A 17336-nucleotide genomic window follows, 5' to 3' on the forward strand; every position below is an offset into this window, starting at 1 on the left:
TTCGCCGAATTGCGGGCCGCGGCGGGACGGGTTGCGACCGACGCATGTGGTGCTGCACTACACCGCGATGGCGACGGCGGAGGAGGCCATTGAGCGGCTTTGTGATCCAACGGCTGAGGTGTCGGCGCACTACGTGATCTGTAAATCGGGCAGTGTCACCCAATTGGTGCCGGAAGGGCTGCGCGCATGGCATGCGGGTGCGGGAGAGTGGGACGGGCTGTCCGACATCAACTCGCGGTCCATCGGGATCGAGCTCGACAATGACGGGCAGGGGCCGTTTGCGGAACCGCTGATGCAGAGCCTTGAGGGGCTTTTGGCGCGCATTCTTGCTGCGTGGGCGATCCCGGCCCGGAACGTCATCGGGCATTCCGACATGGCGCCGGGGCGCAAGTTCGATCCGGGACCGTTCTTTGACTGGGCACGGCTGGAAGCGCGGGGCTTGGCGGCGCGGCCTGTGGCGAAGATCTCGCCCTCCGGCGAGGGCAGTGACGCATTCCGGCACGTCGCGCGCGTTGCCGGGTACACTGCCGATGCCTCGGATGAAGCCCTTCTCGCGGCGGTGCGCCTGCGCCATCGGCCCGTTGCGACCGGGCCACTTGATCCCGCGGACTTTATTGCTTTGAAAGGCAAAACGAGGGTTTCCACCTGAGCGCTGCGATCCTCCTTCATCTTGCCAAATAAACTCCCGCCGGAGGCTCCCGCATCCACAACCCGCGCAACACCACCCATTGACGCACCCCCGGTTCCGCACGTATGCGCGTCCGGCGCGGAGGGGCGGATGGCCGCTTGGGTGGGGCAACCTACCTGAGAGGAAAGTCCGGACTCCCAGAAGCAACGGTGCCGGGTAACACCCGGGCGGGGCAACCCGACGGACAGCGCCACAGAAAACAGACTACCCCGGTGCGCCGGGGAAAGGGTGAAACGGTGGGGTAAGAGCCCACCGCCGGGCTGGCAACAGACCGGGCACGGCAAGCCCCACCGGGAGCAATGCCAAATAGGGACCGCGTGGGCCGGCAACGGTCCGGGGCTGCTTCTGCCCCAGCAGGTCCGGGTTGGCAGCTAGAGGGATGTTGGCAACAGCATCCCAAGATGAATGGTCATCTCGGGCAGGGCAACCTGCCTAGACAGAATCCGGCTTACAGCCCCTCCGCGCGCATGAAAAAACGGGCAAAGGCCCATGCCCTTGCCCGCTTCGATATCCAAGACCTGGCTGACGGATCAGAGGTCTTCGACAGCCACGCTGTGGATATCGGTCCAGTTGGTGGCCGCCTTGGTGATCGTGCCTGCGCGGTCCTTGTTGAAGGCCGCGAAGATGTCGGCGTTCAGGAACACGTAGAGCTTGTTGTCGATCACGGCGGCGTAGTCGGGATCACCGTCGAACTTCTTGCCGACTGACACGCCGAAGGTGCAGAAGCCACCATTCTCCGGCAGGTAGGATGCCGGGTCGGCTTCGAACGCGGCCAGATTGTCGGCGGAGGCGAAGCGGTAGGCGACACCGTCATGCACGGCCGCGTGGGCGGCGGAGCCTTCGACCGGATTGCCCGTGGCGATGAAGGCCACCGGGTCGACGCCGTGCAGGCCCAGCGGTGCGCCTGCCGCCGTCAGGCCGGTCGAGACATTGTATTCATCTGCGGCCAGGGCGGCAGAGCCAATGGAGAGGGCAGCGACGGTGGCGATGGTCAGGGTGCGAAACATGGGATTTCCTTTCGTTTCAGCGGAGTGTGGGCAAAGCCCGGGTGGTCTGGCGCATCGCTGCGCCAGGGGTGAAAGCTGTGAAATGTTGGTAAATGGAGTGGTGGATCAGCCCAGTGCGGGCGTTTCGCCTCGGTGCAGGGATACGACAGCCATGACCGTGGCGCCGATGAGCCAGTAATAGGCGGCGTCGAGACCCGAGAAGCCCAATGCAAAGGGTGCGATCAGGAAGACCGCACCCACCGCACCGTCAACGGCCAGATGCAGCTTGTAGGGCAGGACCCGGATCAGGCCCAGATGGTGGTCCGTCAGGATGGTCAGGCCGACGGCGGCCACACCGGTGGCGACCGAAAGCCAGAAGGCCAGCATGTGGCTGCTGCCAAGGCCCAGCAGGGCGGGCATCGCCATCAGGCCGAGGGCAACGGGGTAGTCGAGATAGGCGTGGATTTCCTTGGTAACAAAACGCAGTGACATGAGCGGTCCTTTCCTCTGATCTGCAGCGCGTCAGTGCCCGCTTCTGTGAGAGGAATGTGTGCGTTTTGGCGGGTTGGTTCCATTTGCGAGCGTTCAGCAAAACCGACAGATCGTTCAAATCTGCGAACGAAAGTGCAGTTCAAGCCGGATTTTTTGTTCGATTCTTCCGAAACGCGGCAGGGCTTTGGCCTACTTCGCGCTTGAATACGCGGGCAAAGGCGGAATCCGAGGCATAGCCGACGTCATAGGCAATGTCGGCGATGGACTTGTTGGTGTCCTGCAGGTCCTGCTGTGCGATCTGCATCCGCCACTCGGTCAGGTACTGCATGGGGGTGACCCCCATCTTGTCGGCAAAATGCACGGCAAAGGCGGTGCGGGACTGACCGGCGGCGTGGGCGAGGTCTTCGACACTCCACTGCGATGCGGGGTTGCGGTGAAAGGCATCGAGCGCGCGCGAGATGTTGGGGTCGGCAAAGCCGGCAAGGCCCAATTGCGCTGCGGCATCCGTTTCGATGAACGCGCGCAGGGCCTGGGTAAAGATGACCTCGGAGATCTTTTGCGCGATCAGGTCGCCGCCGATCCGGTCCTGCCCTGCTTCGGATGCGATCATCCGCAGAGACGTTTCCATCCAGCGCCCGGCGCTTTCGCCGTAATTCTCGATCAGGATGTGATCGGGCAGCTTGTCGATCAGCACGTGCGAGGCGCGGTCGGCCAAAGAGAAGTGGCCGCAGATCAGTTGCGTGGTGCGGGTCTGATCCTCACCCCCGTAGACCAGCACGCCGCGGCCGGTTTATCCGGCTTCTTCGAGCACGGATTCAAGTGGGGGCACGCCGCGGTCTGCGCCCTCCGCGCTCAGCAGATCGTGCGCGGCGCCGTGGGGGATGATGATCAGGTCGCCCTGGCGCACGTGGACAATGGTGTCTGTGGACGCGATGCGCACCTTGCAGTCGCCGCGATCCGCGTAGTGGAACCGCGCCACGTTCTTGTAGGACGGCACGCCCACGCCCCAGGGCGCGGAAAAGGCGGTGCGGAAGTACAATGTGCCCTGAAGCGTGAGCCGCGTCAGGATATCGCTGAGAGGATCGAGCATGCCTTGAAATAGGCATGTGCCTGCCTGACTGTCCAGCATCCGGAACGAACGGCACGAAATTGTGGACGAACAGCGCATGGCTGCGCTGGCGGCCAAAATAGTTGCGCATGTGGGTCCCGGGCGGGCTTGACTCGGGGCAGGGCGCGGGTAAAAGCGCGGTTCAAGACGAATTTCCCGCTGGCGGGCCGTGCAGGCTTTTCTGGCGATGCAGGAGACAGAACATGGCCAAGCCAACCACGATCAAGATCCGCCTGAACTCGACCGCAGGCACCGGCCACTTCTATGTGACCAAGAAAAACGCACGCACCATGACCGAGAAGATGGTCGTACGGAAGTACGATCCCGTGGCGCGCAAGCACGTCGAATACAAGGAAGGCAAGATCAAGTAAGATCGCCCCTCTTTCGAATTCAAAGGCCGCGCCCTCCGGGACGCGGCCTTTTTCTTTTGTGGAGATGGACCATGGACAGCTTTACGCTCACCCGCCGGTCGGATGGCCTCGTATACCGCTTTGCGCGCGACCCACGGGCGGTGCGCTGCTATCGACGCGCGGATCGACCTGACCTGACGGTGGTATGGGAGGCGCGCCTTGGCTGGATCATGCGCGATCCGCAGACCGGCGCCCTTGTGGGCCGGACATGGGAGATGCCGGTGGCAGAGCAGGGCATGTGCCCGCCCGAGGGGCCGTGGGTCACGGCGAAGGGGCGCAAGAGTTACATCTATGATTTGTCTCATGCGGATACGGATGAGAGGGAGGAGGCATGATGCAGATCAGACCGACAACCAAGGCGGATTTGGCCGCCGTGGACGCGCTGCTGGCGCGCACCTATCCCAAGCTGCTCAAGGCCGACTATCCACCCTCGGTGCTTGTCACGGCGTTGCCCATCATCAGCCGGGCGCAACCGGATCTGTTGGCGTGTGGCACATACTACGTGGTTGAGGAGGAGGGCGTCGTGCTGGGTGCAGGCGGGTGGACACCGGATCGAAAGGAGTCCGGCCTGGGCCATATCCGGCACGTCGTGACCGATGACCGGGCGCTGCGGCGTGGGGTGGGGCGGCTACTGATGCAGCACTGTTTTGACGTCGCGCTTGCTAAGGGGGCCACACGGATGGAGTGTTGGGCCACCCGCACGGCGGTGCCGTTCTATGAAGCTGTGGGGTTTCGACAGGTTGGGCTGATTGATGTGCCGTTGGGCGATGGGATCGTCTTTCCCTCCGTACGGATGACGCAGAGCCTGTGATGTCGCCGGGTGCTCTGTTTTGCGCGGTCCGCGCAAAAGGCGCCCACCCACCGACCCGACAAAGAAAAAGGCCGGTCGCTTTGGACCGGCCTTTTACATTTGTGCTTGATGCGCAGCCTATTCCTGCTGACCCATGAACATGAGCAGGAACTGGAACATGTTCAGGAACGAGATGTAGAGGCTCAGCGCGCCGTCGATGGCGGCCTTGTCCAACCAGTCCTGATCGCCATGCGATGCGTGGGCGATGTAGGTGTTCTTGATGTCCTGCGTGTAGAACGCTGTCAGACCTGCAAAGATCAGGACGCCGATGGCGGAGATGGCCATCATTATCACGCCCGATTGCAGGAACAGGTTGATGATCATCGCGACGATCAGGCCGATCACACCCATCATCAGGAACGTGCCCATGCCGGACAGGTCCTTCTTGGTGGTGTAGCCGTAGAGGCTGAGACCCGCGAAGGCGATCGCCGTGACCAAGAAGGTCTGCGTGATCGAGTAGGGCGTGAACACCAGGAAGATCGAGCTCATCGACACGCCCATGACGGCGGCGAAGATGAAGAAGCCGAGCTGCACGGCGGCTGCCGAGCCGCGGCGCATCAGTGCGCCCCAGCCGAAGAGCAGGAAGGCCAGCGGTGCAAACATCACGACCCAGCGCAGCGGCGTTGTGTAGAGCACTTCACCCAGGCCCGTCAGGTACTGGCCTTCGCGCAATGCGACGGTGGCACCGGTCGGATCTGACGTCACTGCCAGACCAGCGATGGCCCAGGCTGCAAGTGCCGTGATCAGCATGCCGCCGGACATCGTGCCGTAAACTTTATTCATGTGGGCGCGCAGGCCCGCATCGATCTGGGCGGCGCGTGTACCGGCCGCGGACCGGATCGTATTCAACTCAGCCATATTTGACCTCCAAATTGATACAAAAGCCGGTGGCGGTGCCACCGGTCGCGGATTTCCGCCCGCATTGGGTCAAATATCGGGTCACTGCCCCTGTCATTCAAGAGTTTTTAAAGGGTTTTGAGCAGCTGAGGTGCGACATTCCGACCGTTTTTGTCTTAAATGCCGCACAGTCTGTTTTGTGGATCAATCGCGCCAGGTTGCAGGCACATCCCAAATCGGTTTCGCGCTTTCACGCGCCGCCATGTTGGCGTTGAGCCCGATGTCCTCAAGACCACGTGCGTCGAGGCGTGCCAGAGCGCGACGGGATTTCCAGACGTTGAACAGGGTGTGTAGCGAAAAAGAGCGCCGATCGTGAGGTTTGCCGGTAACGGTGCGTGCGTTGACATCGGTGAGGGCCATGGGTCTTCCTTTCTCAATTCGTGATGCAATTCGATATTTTCATCAGATCTGTTGATGTATATGGTCGAGGAAGGCGCATTCTTAAAACGAATGTTTTTGATGTAACCCATCAGGATGTATGATATGAGAAATCTGGATGTCACCACGCTTCGATCCTTTGTTGCGGTTGCCGAAAGCGGTGGGGTGACACGGGCCGCCGGATTTCTGCATCTTACGCAGTCGGCCGTGTCCATGCAGTTGAAGCGGCTGGAAGAATTGTTGGGTCTTGATCTGTTTGACCGGTCGGGCCGCACGATTGCGTTGACGGCCTCAGGCGAGCAGTTGCTGGTCTATGCGCGACGGATGGTGGCGTTGAATGATGAAGTGATCACACGTCTGACCGATCAGGCGTATGAAGGTGAGATAACCCTCGGTGTGCCCCATGACATCGTCTATCCCGCCATTCCGCGGGTCCTGAAGCAGTTCCATGCCGCTTTTCCGCGGGTCAAGGTGCAACTCGACAGTTCCTATACCCGGCGGTTGAAGGCGGAGTTTGCCAAGGGGGCCTGTGATATCATTCTGACAACGGAAACCGGAATTGACGCGGGGGGCGAGCAGTTGTGCACCAAACCCCTGTTCTGGGTTGGAGCGCCCGGTGGGTCCGCGTGGCGGCAACGCCCCCTCAAACTCGCCTTTGGCCGTCAATGCACCTTCCGCCCGCGCGTTGTTGAACAATTGGATGCTGCTGGTATCGCCTGGGATGTGGTGGTTGAGACCGAAAGCGATAGAACGATCGAGGCGACGGTCGCCGCGGACTTGGCCGTGCACTCCATGATCGAGGGGACGGAGCCGCCGCATCTCGATCGGATCGAGCATGGTGGTGCGCTTCCCGATCTGCCGGCTCACAGCATCAATCTGTACGGAGCGGGCGGGGCCACAGGCGAAGTGCATGATGCCCTTGTCGGTTTCCTGCGTCGGGCCTTTCAGGCAAGCGATGGGGTCGCCTTGCGGGCTGTTTCCGGCCGCTGAGGCCACGCGGCGAATCAAAGATGTCAGCGAAAACTGGCCGACCGGGTGGAGGTGTGCCTGAATATTGACCACATGATCAGATCCTTAACTTTTGTTAACGGCTTCAATGCCATTTTTCAATTATAGGTAGCAATTTGGGGTCATCTTTAGCGCGTAACGTGTTGAACAGCGAAAACAAACTCGGTAATCCTGAGATGATGCGAAAGGGTGCAAAACGTACTCCGCTGAACTGTATTTGCTCAAAACCGTACCCGTTGCGGTCGCTGTTCGTGAGCGCATTCGCGCGTTGCGGGTAGATTTCATTGAAAACATTCAACTTACCGACTATTCTCTTACAAGCTACCCACGATGACGCGTGATGCTTGACCCGGCATCTCTCGCGTCGACGCAACACTAAGTATCAAGGTTGGGATTTAGATGGCACATCTGGTGGACGTTCATGTCGGCAAACGTATCCGACAACGCCGATGGCTGATCGGTATGACCCAGCAGAAGCTGGCAGATATGGTCGGCATCAAATTTCAGCAGATCCAGAAATACGAGACGGGCGCAAATCGCGTCAGTGCATCCCGCCTTTGGGATATTGGCGAGGCCATGGGCGTCCCTGTCGCGTTTTTCTTCGAAGGGTTGAAAGACGACGGCGCGCAGCCTGAAGCGACGGGCAATGTCCCCACGGATATGCTGAGCGACAAGGAAGCGATGGAGTTGGTACGTACGTATTACGCCATTCCGGAAGCGCAACGGCGTCGCCTGTTTGAGCTAGCCCGTGTCCTGACGGACGTCGCCTGACGTTGCAAGACAGTCTTTTGTTGCACTGAGGGTGTCAGTCTGGCACCCGATGTTCATGAAACAACTTCTTCCTGAATTGACAGACGTGGCGCACGCTATGGCTGACGCTGCGGCGTCTGCCATTCTTCCGCATTTCCGCCGCGCGGATCTTGGCACGGAAAACAAGGATGCGGACGGGTACGATCCGGTGACCGTCGCTGACCGTGCAGCAGAACAGGCTATGCGTGCAGTTCTGGCCGACATGCGACCAGCGGACGGGATCGTCGGTGAGGAGTTCGGTGCGCAGACAGGTGACAGCGGACTGACCTGGGTATTGGACCCGATTGACGGCACGCGCGGCTTTGTCTCGGGGACACCGACCTGGGGTGTTCTGATTGCGGTGGGCAATGCGGCTGGACCGACGCTTGGCATGATCGACCAACCTTACATCGGCGAGCGTTTTTGGGGCTCTGATGGTATGGCCTGGCTCAAGGGTCCGCTTGGTGAGGACAGGATTTTCACCCGTGCCCCGCGCCACCTTTCTGATGCTGTCCTTTTCACGACATTCCCCGAAGTCGGTCGCCCGGTCGAACGCGCAGGCTTCGAAGCGGTCGCGGGCCGGGTCAAGCTGGTGCGCTACGGAATGGATTGCTACGCTTACGCCCTGCTGGCCAGCGGCCAGATTGATCTGGTGATCGAGGCGGGCCTGAACAGTTACGACATCCAAGCGCCAATTGGCCTGATCGAGGCAGCGGGTGGTGTGGTCACCGACTGGTCCGGCCAGCCCGTTCACGATGGCGGACGTGTTGTTGCTGCATCGCATCCGGATGTGCATCGCGCAGCGCTCGACATACTGGCAGGCTACATTTGACCGAAATCCTGATCCGTGGCGCGTCGCATCTGGTGACCGTCGATGATGAGCGGCGCGTCTTGCGTGATGCCGATCTGAGGTTGCGGGGCGGTCAGGTGGTTGAAGTCGGTCAAGGCCTGTCGACGGACGGCGAGGTGGTCGATGCGCAAGGGTGCGTCGTCACGCCCGGTCTGGTCAACACGCATCACCACTTGTTCCAGACACTCACGCGGGCGGTTCCGCTGGCGCAGAATGCGCTGCTCTTCGGGTGGTTGCAGACACTCTATCCAATCTGGGCGCGGTTCACTCCTGAACATATGTATGTCTCCGCGCAGATTGGCCTTGCGGAACTGGCCCTGTCGGGCTGCACGCTATCTTCGGACCATCTGTACCTTTACCCCAACGGCGCGCGGCTTGATGACACCGTTGCTGCAGCGGCAGAGGTGGGCCTGCGCTTTCATCCGACCCGCGGTGCCATGAGCATCGGCACAAGCAAGGGGGGCTTGCCCCCGGATGCGCTGGTCGAGGAGGAGGCCGCGATCCTGGAAGACATGGTGCGTGTTATCGATGCCTTCCATGACGACGGCTATGGTGCAATGTGTCGTGTTGGCGTGGCACCTTGCTCTCCGTTTTCTGTCAGTCGTGAATTGATGCGAGACACGGCGCTGCTTGCCCGCGACAAGGGCGTGATGATGCACACGCATCTGGCCGAGAATGACGAGGACATCGCCTATTCCCTTGAACAGTTCGGCTGTCGGCCCGGCCAGTATGCGCAGGATCTGGGCTGGGTCGGGCCGGATGTCTGGCATGCGCATTGTGTCAAACTCGATCCGTCCGAGATTGATCTCTTTGCCCGGACAGGCACCGGTGTCGCCCATTGTCCGTGTTCGAATTGCCGACTTGGGTCGGGCATCGCGCCGGTGCGTGCGATGCGGGACGCGGGGGTGACCGTGGGGCTGGGCGTGGATGGCTCGGCCAGCAATGATGCGGGCAACCTTGTGGCTGAAGCCCGACAGGCGATGCTGTTGCAGCGCGTGGTGCGTGGCGCGGATGCGATGAGCGCGCAAGAGGCGCTGGAGATTGCAACGCGAGGCGGGGCCGATGTCTTGGGCAGGCCGGAGTGCGGGCGCCTGTCGGTCGGCGCACGTGCCGATGTGGCGGTCTGGGATGTGAGCGGGATCGAGGCCGCGGGCAGTTGGGATCCCGCGGCCCTTTTGCTGGCGGGGCCGACAACCGTGCGCGATCTGTTTGTCGAGGGGCGGCAGATCGTGCGGGGCGGGCAGGTGACGACCTTTGATCTGGGTTCGGCCATCACGCGGCAGAATGCGTTAGCCAAGGCGTTGAGCGAGGCGATATGAGATACGTTTTCCTGACTGGGGTGCTTGCTCTTCTCGGCACTATCGCTTCGGCCGATCCGGTTGCTTTGGCGGCCATCAATGCCGAACGCGCTGCACAGAACCGTGCGCCGCTGGTCTATGATGCAACGATTGAGCAGGTTGCACAGGCGCATGCGCAGGATATGGCAGCCAACGGGTTCTTCTCGCACACAGGCTCGGACGGGTCCGACATCGGCCAGCGTCTGAAGCGCGGCGGATACAGGTTTTGTTTTGGGGCCGAAAACATCGCCTCCGGCCAACGGTCGCTGACCGAAGTGATGGCGTCGTGGATGGCGTCGCGCGGGCATCGCCGCAACATCCTGCACCGTCAGGCGCAGGCGGTGGGGCTGGCGCAAAGCCCTGGCAACATCTGGGTGATGGTGCTGGCCGCGCCCTGCTAGGTCCGTCGCTCGCCTGCAATCCAGACATCGGCCACAGCCCGGTCATCGCCCATCATGATGGTGGGAAAGACGGCATCCCATATGTCATCCGCCCGCGCGTGGCGCTGCGCGATGGCAGGGGTAGAGGCGAGGTCCAGAATGCACAGGTCGGCCATATGGCCCGGAGCGATCTGTCCGATCTCATCCTGTCGGTGCAGCACGCGTGCGGACCCTGCCGTGGCAAGCCACAGAAGCTGCGCGGCATGGACCGCGACCCCCCGCAATTGCGCGATTTCGTAGGCGGCTGCCATGGAGCGGAGCATGGAAAAGGATGAACCGCCGCCCGTGTCCGTGGCAAGGCCCGCGCGCAGCCGCTGAGACGTGAGGCCCATCAGGTCAAAGAGGCCCGAGCCGATGAAGGTGTTCGAGGTTGGGCAATGCACGAGCCCCGCACCAACTTCACGCAACCGGTCAATCTCGCGCGGCTCAAGGTGGATGGCATGGCCGTAAAGACCGCGTGCGCCCAGAAGTCCATGCGCTTCGTAGGTGTCGAGGTAGTCGCGCGCTTGTGGGCAGAGGCCGCGGACCCATGCGATCTCGTCCACCTGTTCGCTCAGGTGGGTTTGCATCAGGGCGTCGGGACATTCGGCCCAAAGCGCGCCCAGGGCGGCCAGTTGATCTTCGGTCGAGGTGGGGGAAAAGCGCGGCGTGATGGCGTAACGCGCGCGGCCTTGGCCGTGCCAGCGCTCAAGCAGGGCCTTGCTGTCGTCATAGGCAGATTGCGCCGTGTCGCGCAGCCCGTCGGGCGCGTTGCGGTCCATGCAGGTCTTGCCCGCAACCACGGCCATGTTGCGGTCCGCCGCGGCGGTGAAAAGGGCATCCACGCTTGTCGGATGGATGGTGCAGAAGCTCGCCACCGACGTGGTGCCGTGATCAAGCAGCAGATCAAGATAGCGCTCTGCGGTGTCGCGCGCGTAGGCCGGATCGCCAAAGCGCATTTCCTCAGGGAAGGTATAGGTGTTGAGCCAGTCGATCAGGCGTTTGCCCCATGACGCGATGATGGCCGTTTGGGGGTAGTGCGCGTGGGCGTCGACAAAGCCGGGGCAGATCAGGTGGCCCGGGTAGTCGTGGCGTGTGGCGCCTGCGCCCCGTTCGATGGCGTCGGTGCCGATAGCCGCGATGCGACCGTCCTCGACCAGCACGGCGCTGCTTTCCTCGATCCGCACGGCCTCGGCCCACGGCACCACGAAAGGGTCGTCGGAGAAGGTCAGGACATGGCCGGTCAAAAGCTGTGCATGTGTCATCCCCGCCTTATGCCGAGGCGGGTGGAACAGCGCAAAGCGAAATGCGGCCCATTGTCAGCCCAAGGGGTGCGCCCTATGGTCTGTCCGAACGTCAAGGAAGGGAGATGCAGGCCATGTCAGATCAGACCGACGTGCCCGATCCCGGCCAGGACGAAAACGCCTATGTCCTTGAACGCAAGGACGTTTCCGCGATCCTCTATGCGGTCGATATCGAAGATCGCGATCAGCTGACCAAGCTGATGGAGCCGCTGCACGCGGCCGACATTGCCGACCTTCTGGAGCAGATCAACGCCTTTGATCGGTCGCGCCTGATCCGGCTGTATGACCGCGAGTTCGATGGCGACATCCTGTGCGAATTGGACGAGTCGATCCGCGAAGAGGTGATTGGGGTCCTGAAGCCCGCCGTTCTGGCAGAGGCGGTGCGTGATCTGGACAGCGATGACGTCGTGGATCTGGTGGAGGATCTGGACGACGCGCAGCAGGAGCAGATCCTTGACGCGCTCGAGGACACTGACCGGGCGCTGGTCGAGCAATCGCTGACCTTCCCCGAATATTCTGCCGGTCGCCTCATGCAGCGCGAGGTCGTCATGGCGCCCGAGCACTGGACCGTCGGTGAAGCCATCGACCGGCTGCGCAGCGCCGATGAAGATGAATTGCCCGATCAGTTCTACCACATCGTTTTGGTGGACCCGCGCCTGCACCCCATCGGCAATGTTACCCTGGGCAAGCTGATGCGCTCGCGCCGCGAGGTGCCGCTGGCCGATCTGGTGGAGGAGACGTTTCAGGTCATCCCGGCCAATCAGGATGAAAGCGATGTGGCCTATGCCTTCAATCAGTACCACTTGATCTCGGCCCCGGTCGTGGATGACGAGGGGCGGTTGATCGGTCTGATCACTATTGATGACGCGATGGCGGTGCTAGATGAAGAGCACGAGGAAGACATCCTGCGTCTGGCGGGTGTGGGCGAGGAATCGGCGCTGTCGGACAGCGTGCGCGAGACGACGAAGCGGCGTATCCCGTGGTTGGCGGTGAACCTGGTGACGTCGATCCTCGCCTCGTTGGTCATTGCACAGTTCGACGCGGCTATCGCGCAGATCGTGGCGCTGGCCGTGCTGATGCCGATTGTTGCATCGATGGGCGGCAATGCCGGCACGCAGTCGCTGACCGTGGCGACACGGGCGCTGGCCACCAAGGACCTGACCGGCGCGAACGTGTGGCGGGTTATCCGTCGCGAAGTGCTGGTGGGACTGATCAACGGCGCCGTCTTTGCCGTTGTCATGGGCGTCGTCGGCATCATCTGGTTCGGCTCGCCCGCCTTGGGCTACGTGATTGCCGCTGCCATGGTGGTGAACATGGTTGTGGCGGGCTTGGCGGGGACAGGCATTCCCATCGTCCTTGACCGGATCGGGATCGACCCGGCGCTGGCGTCGGGCGCATTTGTGACCACGGTGACGGATGTGGTTGGGTTCTTTGCCTTCCTGGGTCTCGCGGCCGCGGTGCTTTTGTGACGGGGGCGGACGCTGTTTGCGCTTGCGCGCAAAGTCGCCCCGCCCACCGTCCCGTAGAGATGTGCGTATGGATTTGAGCGAAGACAAGGCCACGATCCGCAAGGCTGCTTTCGCGGCACGCAAGGCCGCGTTTGATCTGGATGCGGGAGGGGCCTCCGGCCTGTTGTCCTCGGTGCTCGCTGGCTATCGCGGTGTGCCCCTGTCCGGCTATATGCCCATCCGGTCGGAGATTGATCCTCTGCCTGCGATGGCGGAAGCCGCCGCACATGGGCCCGTGGCCGTTCCGGTGATCCGGGCAGCAGGGCAGCCGCTGGTGTTTTCGCGCTGGACACCCGATGCGCCAATGGCCGAAGGGCCGTTCGGCGCGCAGGTTCCGGCTGTCGAGGATCTGATCGAACCGGAGATCGTCATTGTACCCCTTGTCGCCTTTACCCGCGCCGGTGGGCGGTTGGGCTATGGCGGCGGGTTCTATGACCGCACTCTCGAGGGTCTCCGGGCCAAACGCGCGACATTGGCCATCGGGTTTGCCTATGGGGCGCAGGAGATGCCTGATTTGCCGCTTGAGCCGACCGATCAGACGCTCGACATGATCGTGACCGACAGCGACATCATCGAGGTCTGAGGGGGCCAGCCCCCCGGCCTGCGGCCGTCCCCCGGGATTTGTTGAAAACAGGGAAGGCGTGTGGACTGGTGCATTTCGCTTGCCGTTCCCGTGCGTCGGGGCATATGGGGCAGGTATGAAACTGCTTTTCCTGGGTGATGTGATGGGCCGCGCGGGCCGTCAGGCGATCACCGAACACCTTCCGCGTCTGCGCGCCGACTGGGACCTCGATTTCGTCGTCGTCAATGGTGAGAATGCGACCTCGGGCATGGGGCTGTCCGGCGCGCATGCCAAGGTGCTGCTTGAGGCAGGCGCCGATTGCGTCACCCTGGGCGATCACGCGTTCGACCAGAAGGACATGCTGGGCTTCATCGCGGAGGAGCCGCGGATCATTCGACCGCTGAACTTCTCCAAGGCGGCACCGGGCAAGGGTGCGCGGCTGTTCACGGCGCGGGGCGGAAAGAAGGTGCTGGTCGCACAAGCGCTTGGTCAGGTGTTCATGAAGCGGCCCTTTGACGATCCGTTCTCGGCGCTTGAAACCGTGTTCCGCACCCACCCGCTGGGCGGACAGGCCGACGCGATCATCGTCGATTTCCATTGCGAAGCCACATCCGAGAAGATGGCGATGGGGCACTGGTGCGACGGACGCGCGAGCCTGATGGTCGGCACCCACACCCATGTGCCAACTGCGGATGCCATGATCTTGTCGAAAGGCTGCGCCTACCTGACCGACGCGGGCATGTGCGGGGACTACAATTCGGTCATTGGGATGCAGCGGGACGAGCCCTTGCGTCGCTTCATCACCGGTATGCCCAAGGAACGGTTTGCGCCCGCGCTTGGCCCTGCCACGCTGTCGGGTGTTTATGTCGAAACGGGTGACGACGGCCGCGCGACCCGGATCGAAATGGTGCGCGACGGAGGGCTGCTCAGGGCCAGCGGCCCGTGACGGGTCGCGCGGCGCTTGGATTTACAGCCGTCCTTGTCCTGCTGGGGGCGGGGTGGGGGCTGACAATGCCCTTGACCAAGATCGCAGTCAGCACCGGCTACCAGCATTTCGGCCTGCTTTTCTGGCAGTTGGTAATCGGAGCGGTGGTGATGACCGCGCTGGCTACCTTGCGCGGTGTCCGTCTGCCGCTGGGGGCAGCGCAGATCCGCGTCTACGTCGTGATCGCGCTGATTGGATCGGTCTTGCCCAATTCGGCCAGCTACCAGGCGGCGGTGCACCTGCCGTCGGGCATCCTTTCCATTCTGCTGAGCATGATACCCATCTGGGCCTTTCCCATTGCATTGTCCCTCGGCCTCGACCGGTTCGAGTGGCGACGGTTCGGTGGCCTTTGCGTGGGACTGTCGGCCGTGATGCTGATCGTGCTGCCCGGTGCCGGTGTGACGGGTAGTATACCGGTTTTTTGGGTGTGTGTTGGCCTCATCTCCGGCCTGTTCTACGCATTCGAGGGCAACTACGTGGCGCGCTGGGGCACGGCGGGTCTGGACGCGATCCAGGTGCTGTGGGGCGCATCTATCGTGGGCGCGTCCATTGTCCTGCCGCTGGCGCTTTTGAGCGGCCAATGGATTGATCCGCGCCTCTCCTACGGTGCGGCCGAAACCGCGCTGGTCCTGAGCGGGACGACCCATGTGCTGGTCTATGCGGGCTATGTCTGGCTGGTCGGACGGGCGGGTCCAGTCTTTGCGGTGCAGGTCAGTTTTCTGGTCACGCTCTTTGGTGTGTTCTGGGCGCGCCTGATCCTGAGTGAAGATTATGCACCAACGGTTTGGCTCGCGCTTGTCTTGATGCTTTTGGGCATGTTTTTGGTGCAACCGCGCAGGAGCCGGGTTGAAGAGCCGGGTCCCTTGGGGGACAGTGTGCGCTGATCTGCGCGCGGACAAAGGCAAGACTATGGGGCTGATCGAGCTTTCGCAAACCGGCAATGCCATTCTGACACTCGTGGTTGTCGGCATCATGTTTGTGCTGTTTTTGCGCGAGGTGTTTCCGACAGAGGTTGTGGCCATCACCGGCACGGCGTTGTTGTTGGCGTCAGGCGCGCTGCCGTATGAGGACGCGTTGGGTGTCCTGTCGAACCCGGCCCCGTGGACGATTGCAGCTATGTTCATCATCATGGGGGCGTTGGTGCGAACCGGTGCGCTGGATGCGTTTACCGGGTTGGCGGATCGCAAGGCACGCAGCAATCCCGCGCTTGCGGTGGTCATGCTCATGGCGTTTGTCATTCTCAGTTCGGCCATCGTGTCCAATACGCCGGTGGTTGTAGTGATGATCCCTGTCATCATCCAATTGGCCAAGACCATGGGGGTTGCCCCGTCCAAGATGTTGATCCCGCTCAGCTATGCGGCGATCCTGGGGGGCACGCTGACCTTGATCGGAACATCAACAAATCTGCTTGTCGACGGCGTTGCGCGGACGCAGGGCATGGAGCCCTTCACCATCTTTGAAGTCACCCCGCTGGGTGTCATTCTCGTGGTCTGGGGGATGATCTATCTGCGCTTTTTTGGCCCCATGCTGTTGCCGGAACGGGACAGCATGGCAGGCTTGCTCAGTGATCGCAGCCGCATGAAGTTTTTCACCGAGGCCGTCATCCCACCGGAATCCAACCTGGTTGGCCGCGACGTGACGGGTGTGCAGCTGTTCAAGCGGGACGGTGTGCGCCTGATCGACGTGATCCGGGGCGATCAGTCCCTGCGCCGCAACATGGCCGGTGTTCAGTTGCAGGTTGGTGACCGTGTGGTCTTGCGCACGCAGATGACCGAACTGTTGAGCTTGCAACGCAACAAGGAACTGAAGCGGATCGACCAGGTTGGCTCGGTCGAGACCACGACAGTCGAGGTGCTGATTACGCCCGGGTGCAGGATGGTAGGCCGAAGCCTGGGGGCGCTGCGGCTGCGTCGCCGTTACGGTGTCTATCCTCTTGCCGTGCATCGCCGGAACCAGAACATCGGACGCCAGCTTGACGAGCTCGTCGTCAAGATTGGCGACACGCTGTTGTTGGAAGGCGCGCCGGAGGACATTCAGCGGTTGGCCAGCGAAATGGACATGGTTGACGTGTCAAAGCCGTCGCAACGGGAGTTTCGCCGAAGTCATGCGCCCATCGCGCTGGCCGCGCTTCTGGGGATTGTGGTTTTGGCTGCCTTTGGCGTGGCACCCATCCTGATGCTGTCCGTCTTGGCCGTGGCCACAGTGCTGATCACCCGCTGCATCGATGCGGACGAGGCGTTCTCTTTTGTCGACGGGCGTCTGTTGGCGCTTATTTTCTCAATGCTCGCCATTGGTGCGGCCCTAGAAGCAACGGGGGCCGTTGCCTTGATCGTCGATGTGGTTGCGCCAGGGTTGATGGTCCTGCCGCCATTCCTGATTGTCTGGGCGGTGTATCTGCTGACGTCGGTGTTGACCGAGTTGGTCAGCAACAACGCCGTGGCTGTTGTGGTCACACCCATTGCCATCGGTCTTGCGACAGCACTTGGCATCGACCCCAGACCGCTGGTGGTCGCGGTGATGGTGGCGGCATCCGCGTCCTTTGCCACACCAATCGGCTACCAGACCAACATGCTGGTGTACGGTCCGGGAGGTTACAAGTTCACCGATTTCATGCGGGTTGGCATCCCGTTGAACCTGAGCGTCGGTTTGTTGGCCTCTGCTGTTATTCCCTTCATCTGGCCGCTCTAGTGTACCGGTCCGCGCGGGTAAAATACGCGAGCGCGGAAAGACCCTGTTAAGGTCGGACGGCTAAGACGGCCCAAGTT

Annotated in this window: 20 protein-coding genes, 1 other RNA gene and 1 pseudogene; 15 read left to right on the forward strand and 7 right to left on the reverse strand. The window is 62.0% G+C overall.

Annotated features, from left to right (window positions below):
* Positions 1-31 precede the first annotated feature (31 nt).
* Both KUV51_RS15105 and rnpB read left to right on the forward strand, forming a co-directional pair.
* Positions 32-649 carry an N-acetylmuramoyl-L-alanine amidase gene (locus KUV51_RS15105; RefSeq protein WP_370630852.1) on the forward strand — a complete coding sequence of 206 codons (618 nt, stop codon included), beginning with the start codon at positions 32-34 and terminating at the stop codon, positions 647-649.
* Between the two features lie 117 nt (positions 650-766).
* Positions 767-1155, forward strand: an RNA gene (gene rnpB / locus KUV51_RS15110) — RNase P RNA component class A.
* A gap of 63 nt (positions 1156-1218) precedes the next feature.
* Here rnpB and KUV51_RS15115 read toward each other — a convergent pair.
* The 4 genes and pseudogenes from KUV51_RS15115 to KUV51_RS22305 form a co-directional block, all read right to left on the reverse strand.
* Positions 1219-1695 carry a YHS domain-containing (seleno)protein gene (locus tag KUV51_RS15115; RefSeq protein ID WP_218463114.1) on the reverse strand — a complete coding sequence of 159 codons (477 nt, stop codon included), beginning with the start codon at positions 1693-1695 and terminating at the stop codon, positions 1219-1221.
* A 105-nt stretch (positions 1696-1800) separates the two neighbouring features.
* On the reverse strand, positions 1801-2166 hold the full coding sequence (locus KUV51_RS15120) for a hypothetical protein (RefSeq protein ID WP_218463113.1): 366 nt from the start codon (positions 2164-2166) through the stop codon (positions 1801-1803).
* 139 nt (positions 2167-2305) lie between these two features.
* Positions 2306-2656, reverse strand: a complete 351-nt coding sequence (locus KUV51_RS22300) for a helix-turn-helix transcriptional regulator (protein ID WP_315898836.1) — start codon at positions 2654-2656, stop codon at positions 2306-2308.
* 33 nt (positions 2657-2689) lie between these two features.
* Positions 2690-3334: pseudogene (locus KUV51_RS22305) on the reverse strand (cupin domain-containing protein); the annotation flags it as partial.
* A 143-nt stretch (positions 3335-3477) separates the two neighbouring features.
* Here KUV51_RS22305 and rpmG point away from each other — a divergent pair.
* The 3 genes from rpmG (at position 3478) to KUV51_RS15140 (ending at position 4495) form a co-directional block, all read left to right on the forward strand.
* On the forward strand, positions 3478-3645 hold the full coding sequence (gene rpmG / locus KUV51_RS15130; protein WP_039682682.1) for a 50S ribosomal protein L33: 168 nt from the start codon (positions 3478-3480) through the stop codon (positions 3643-3645).
* A 71-nt stretch (positions 3646-3716) separates the two neighbouring features.
* Positions 3717-4019: a hypothetical protein gene (locus KUV51_RS15135; protein ID WP_218463112.1), complete on the forward strand. Its 303-nt coding sequence runs from the start codon at positions 3717-3719 to the stop codon at positions 4017-4019.
* Positions 4016-4495: a GNAT family N-acetyltransferase gene (locus tag KUV51_RS15140; protein WP_218463111.1), complete on the forward strand. Its 480-nt coding sequence runs from the start codon at positions 4016-4018 to the stop codon at positions 4493-4495. Before KUV51_RS15135 ends, KUV51_RS15140 begins: the two co-directional genes overlap by 4 nt.
* Before the next feature lie 117 nt (positions 4496-4612).
* Here the strand turns inward: KUV51_RS15140 and KUV51_RS15145 are convergent, their stop codons facing one another.
* Entirely contained in the window at positions 4613-5392 is a 780-nt protein-coding gene (locus KUV51_RS15145) for a Bax inhibitor-1 family protein (protein WP_218463110.1), read from the reverse strand.
* A 183-nt stretch (positions 5393-5575) separates the two neighbouring features.
* Positions 5576-5791, reverse strand: coding sequence for a DUF1127 domain-containing protein (locus tag KUV51_RS15150; RefSeq protein WP_218463109.1), 216 nt, complete (start codon positions 5789-5791; stop codon positions 5576-5578).
* A 123-nt stretch (positions 5792-5914) separates the two neighbouring features.
* Here KUV51_RS15150 and KUV51_RS15155 point away from each other — a divergent pair, with 123 nt between their 5' ends.
* The 5 genes from KUV51_RS15155 to KUV51_RS15175 all read left to right on the forward strand — a co-directional run bounded on the left by KUV51_RS15155 (position 5915) and on the right by KUV51_RS15175 (position 10194).
* On the forward strand, positions 5915-6799 hold the full coding sequence (locus KUV51_RS15155; protein WP_218463108.1) for a LysR family transcriptional regulator: 885 nt from the start codon (positions 5915-5917) through the stop codon (positions 6797-6799).
* Between the two features lie 417 nt (positions 6800-7216).
* Positions 7217-7588, forward strand: a complete 372-nt coding sequence (locus KUV51_RS15160) for a helix-turn-helix domain-containing protein (RefSeq protein ID WP_218463107.1) — start codon at positions 7217-7219, stop codon at positions 7586-7588.
* A 55-nt stretch (positions 7589-7643) separates the two neighbouring features.
* Entirely contained in the window at positions 7644-8438 is a 795-nt protein-coding gene (gene hisN, locus KUV51_RS15165; RefSeq protein ID WP_218463106.1) for a histidinol-phosphatase, read from the forward strand.
* Positions 8435-9775: an 8-oxoguanine deaminase gene (locus KUV51_RS15170; RefSeq protein ID WP_218463105.1), complete on the forward strand. Its 1341-nt coding sequence runs from the start codon at positions 8435-8437 to the stop codon at positions 9773-9775. Before hisN ends, KUV51_RS15170 begins: the two co-directional genes overlap by 4 nt.
* On the forward strand, positions 9772-10194 hold the full coding sequence (locus KUV51_RS15175; protein ID WP_218463104.1) for a CAP domain-containing protein: 423 nt from the start codon (positions 9772-9774) through the stop codon (positions 10192-10194). The genes KUV51_RS15170 and KUV51_RS15175 overlap by 4 nt, the downstream gene beginning before the upstream one ends.
* Here KUV51_RS15175 and guaD read toward each other — a convergent pair.
* Positions 10191-11477: a guanine deaminase gene (guaD, locus tag KUV51_RS15180; RefSeq protein ID WP_218463103.1), complete on the reverse strand. Its 1287-nt coding sequence runs from the start codon at positions 11475-11477 to the stop codon at positions 10191-10193. The two genes, KUV51_RS15175 and guaD, sit on opposite strands and share 4 nt — an antisense overlap.
* 113 nt (positions 11478-11590) lie before the next feature.
* Between guaD and mgtE the strand changes: the two genes are divergently transcribed.
* The 5 genes from mgtE to KUV51_RS15205 all read left to right on the forward strand — a co-directional run bounded on the left by mgtE (position 11591) and on the right by KUV51_RS15205 (position 17259).
* The gene (gene mgtE, locus KUV51_RS15185; protein ID WP_218463102.1) at positions 11591-12985 is read left to right on the forward strand and encodes a magnesium transporter; all 1395 of its coding nucleotides are present in this window, start codon (positions 11591-11593) and stop codon (positions 12983-12985) included.
* Positions 12986-13052: 67 nt separating this feature from the next.
* Positions 13053-13607, forward strand: a complete 555-nt coding sequence (locus KUV51_RS15190) for a 5-formyltetrahydrofolate cyclo-ligase (RefSeq protein WP_218463101.1) — start codon at positions 13053-13055, stop codon at positions 13605-13607.
* Positions 13608-13722: 115 nt separating this feature from the next.
* Positions 13723-14532 carry a TIGR00282 family metallophosphoesterase gene (locus tag KUV51_RS15195; RefSeq protein WP_218463100.1) on the forward strand — a complete coding sequence of 270 codons (810 nt, stop codon included), beginning with the start codon at positions 13723-13725 and terminating at the stop codon, positions 14530-14532.
* Positions 14529-15455 carry a DMT family transporter gene (locus KUV51_RS15200; protein WP_218463099.1) on the forward strand — a complete coding sequence of 309 codons (927 nt, stop codon included), beginning with the start codon at positions 14529-14531 and terminating at the stop codon, positions 15453-15455. The genes KUV51_RS15195 and KUV51_RS15200 overlap by 4 nt, the downstream gene beginning before the upstream one ends.
* Positions 15456-15480: 25 nt before the next feature.
* Positions 15481-17259, forward strand: a complete 1779-nt coding sequence (locus KUV51_RS15205; RefSeq protein ID WP_218463098.1) for an SLC13 family permease — start codon at positions 15481-15483, stop codon at positions 17257-17259.
* The last annotated feature ends 77 nt before the right edge of the window (positions 17260-17336 follow it).

The organism is Tateyamaria omphalii, assembly GCF_019802125.1.
In the GTDB taxonomy this organism is placed as follows: Bacteria; Pseudomonadota; Alphaproteobacteria; order Rhodobacterales; family Rhodobacteraceae; genus Tateyamaria; species Tateyamaria omphalii_B.

Bases quoted from the DNA above. Each gene is read 5' to 3' on its own strand.
- rpmG (WP_039682682.1), top strand. From the start codon at position 3,478: ATGGCCAAGCCAACCACGATCAAGATCCGCCTGAACTCGACCGCAGGC.
- mgtE (WP_218463102.1), top strand. From the start codon at position 11,591: ATGTCAGATCAGACCGACGTGCCCGATCCCGGCCAGGACGAAAACGCC.
- KUV51_RS15205 (WP_218463098.1), top strand. From the start codon at position 15,481: ATGGGGCTGATCGAGCTTTCGCAAACCGGCAATGCCATTCTGACACTC.
- hisN (WP_218463106.1), top strand. From the start codon at position 7,644: ATGAAACAACTTCTTCCTGAATTGACAGACGTGGCGCACGCTATGGCT.
- KUV51_RS15140 (WP_218463111.1), top strand. From the start codon at position 4,016: ATGATGCAGATCAGACCGACAACCAAGGCGGATTTGGCCGCCGTGGAC.
- KUV51_RS15120 (WP_218463113.1), bottom strand. From the start codon at position 2,166: ATGTCACTGCGTTTTGTTACCAAGGAAATCCACGCCTATCTCGACTAC.
- KUV51_RS15135 (WP_218463112.1), top strand. From the start codon at position 3,717: ATGGACAGCTTTACGCTCACCCGCCGGTCGGATGGCCTCGTATACCGC.
- KUV51_RS15155 (WP_218463108.1), top strand. From the start codon at position 5,915: ATGAGAAATCTGGATGTCACCACGCTTCGATCCTTTGTTGCGGTTGCC.
- KUV51_RS15115 (WP_218463114.1), bottom strand. From the start codon at position 1,695: ATGTTTCGCACCCTGACCATCGCCACCGTCGCTGCCCTCTCCATTGGC.
- KUV51_RS15195 (WP_218463100.1), top strand. From the start codon at position 13,723: ATGAAACTGCTTTTCCTGGGTGATGTGATGGGCCGCGCGGGCCGTCAG.
- KUV51_RS15175 (WP_218463104.1), top strand. From the start codon at position 9,772: ATGAGATACGTTTTCCTGACTGGGGTGCTTGCTCTTCTCGGCACTATC.
- guaD (WP_218463103.1), bottom strand. From the start codon at position 11,477: ATGACACATGCACAGCTTTTGACCGGCCATGTCCTGACCTTCTCCGAC.
- KUV51_RS15160 (WP_218463107.1), top strand. From the start codon at position 7,217: ATGGCACATCTGGTGGACGTTCATGTCGGCAAACGTATCCGACAACGC.
- KUV51_RS15190 (WP_218463101.1), top strand. From the start codon at position 13,053: ATGGATTTGAGCGAAGACAAGGCCACGATCCGCAAGGCTGCTTTCGCG.
- KUV51_RS15150 (WP_218463109.1), bottom strand. From the start codon at position 5,791: ATGGCCCTCACCGATGTCAACGCACGCACCGTTACCGGCAAACCTCAC.
- KUV51_RS15145 (WP_218463110.1), bottom strand. From the start codon at position 5,392: ATGGCTGAGTTGAATACGATCCGGTCCGCGGCCGGTACACGCGCCGCC.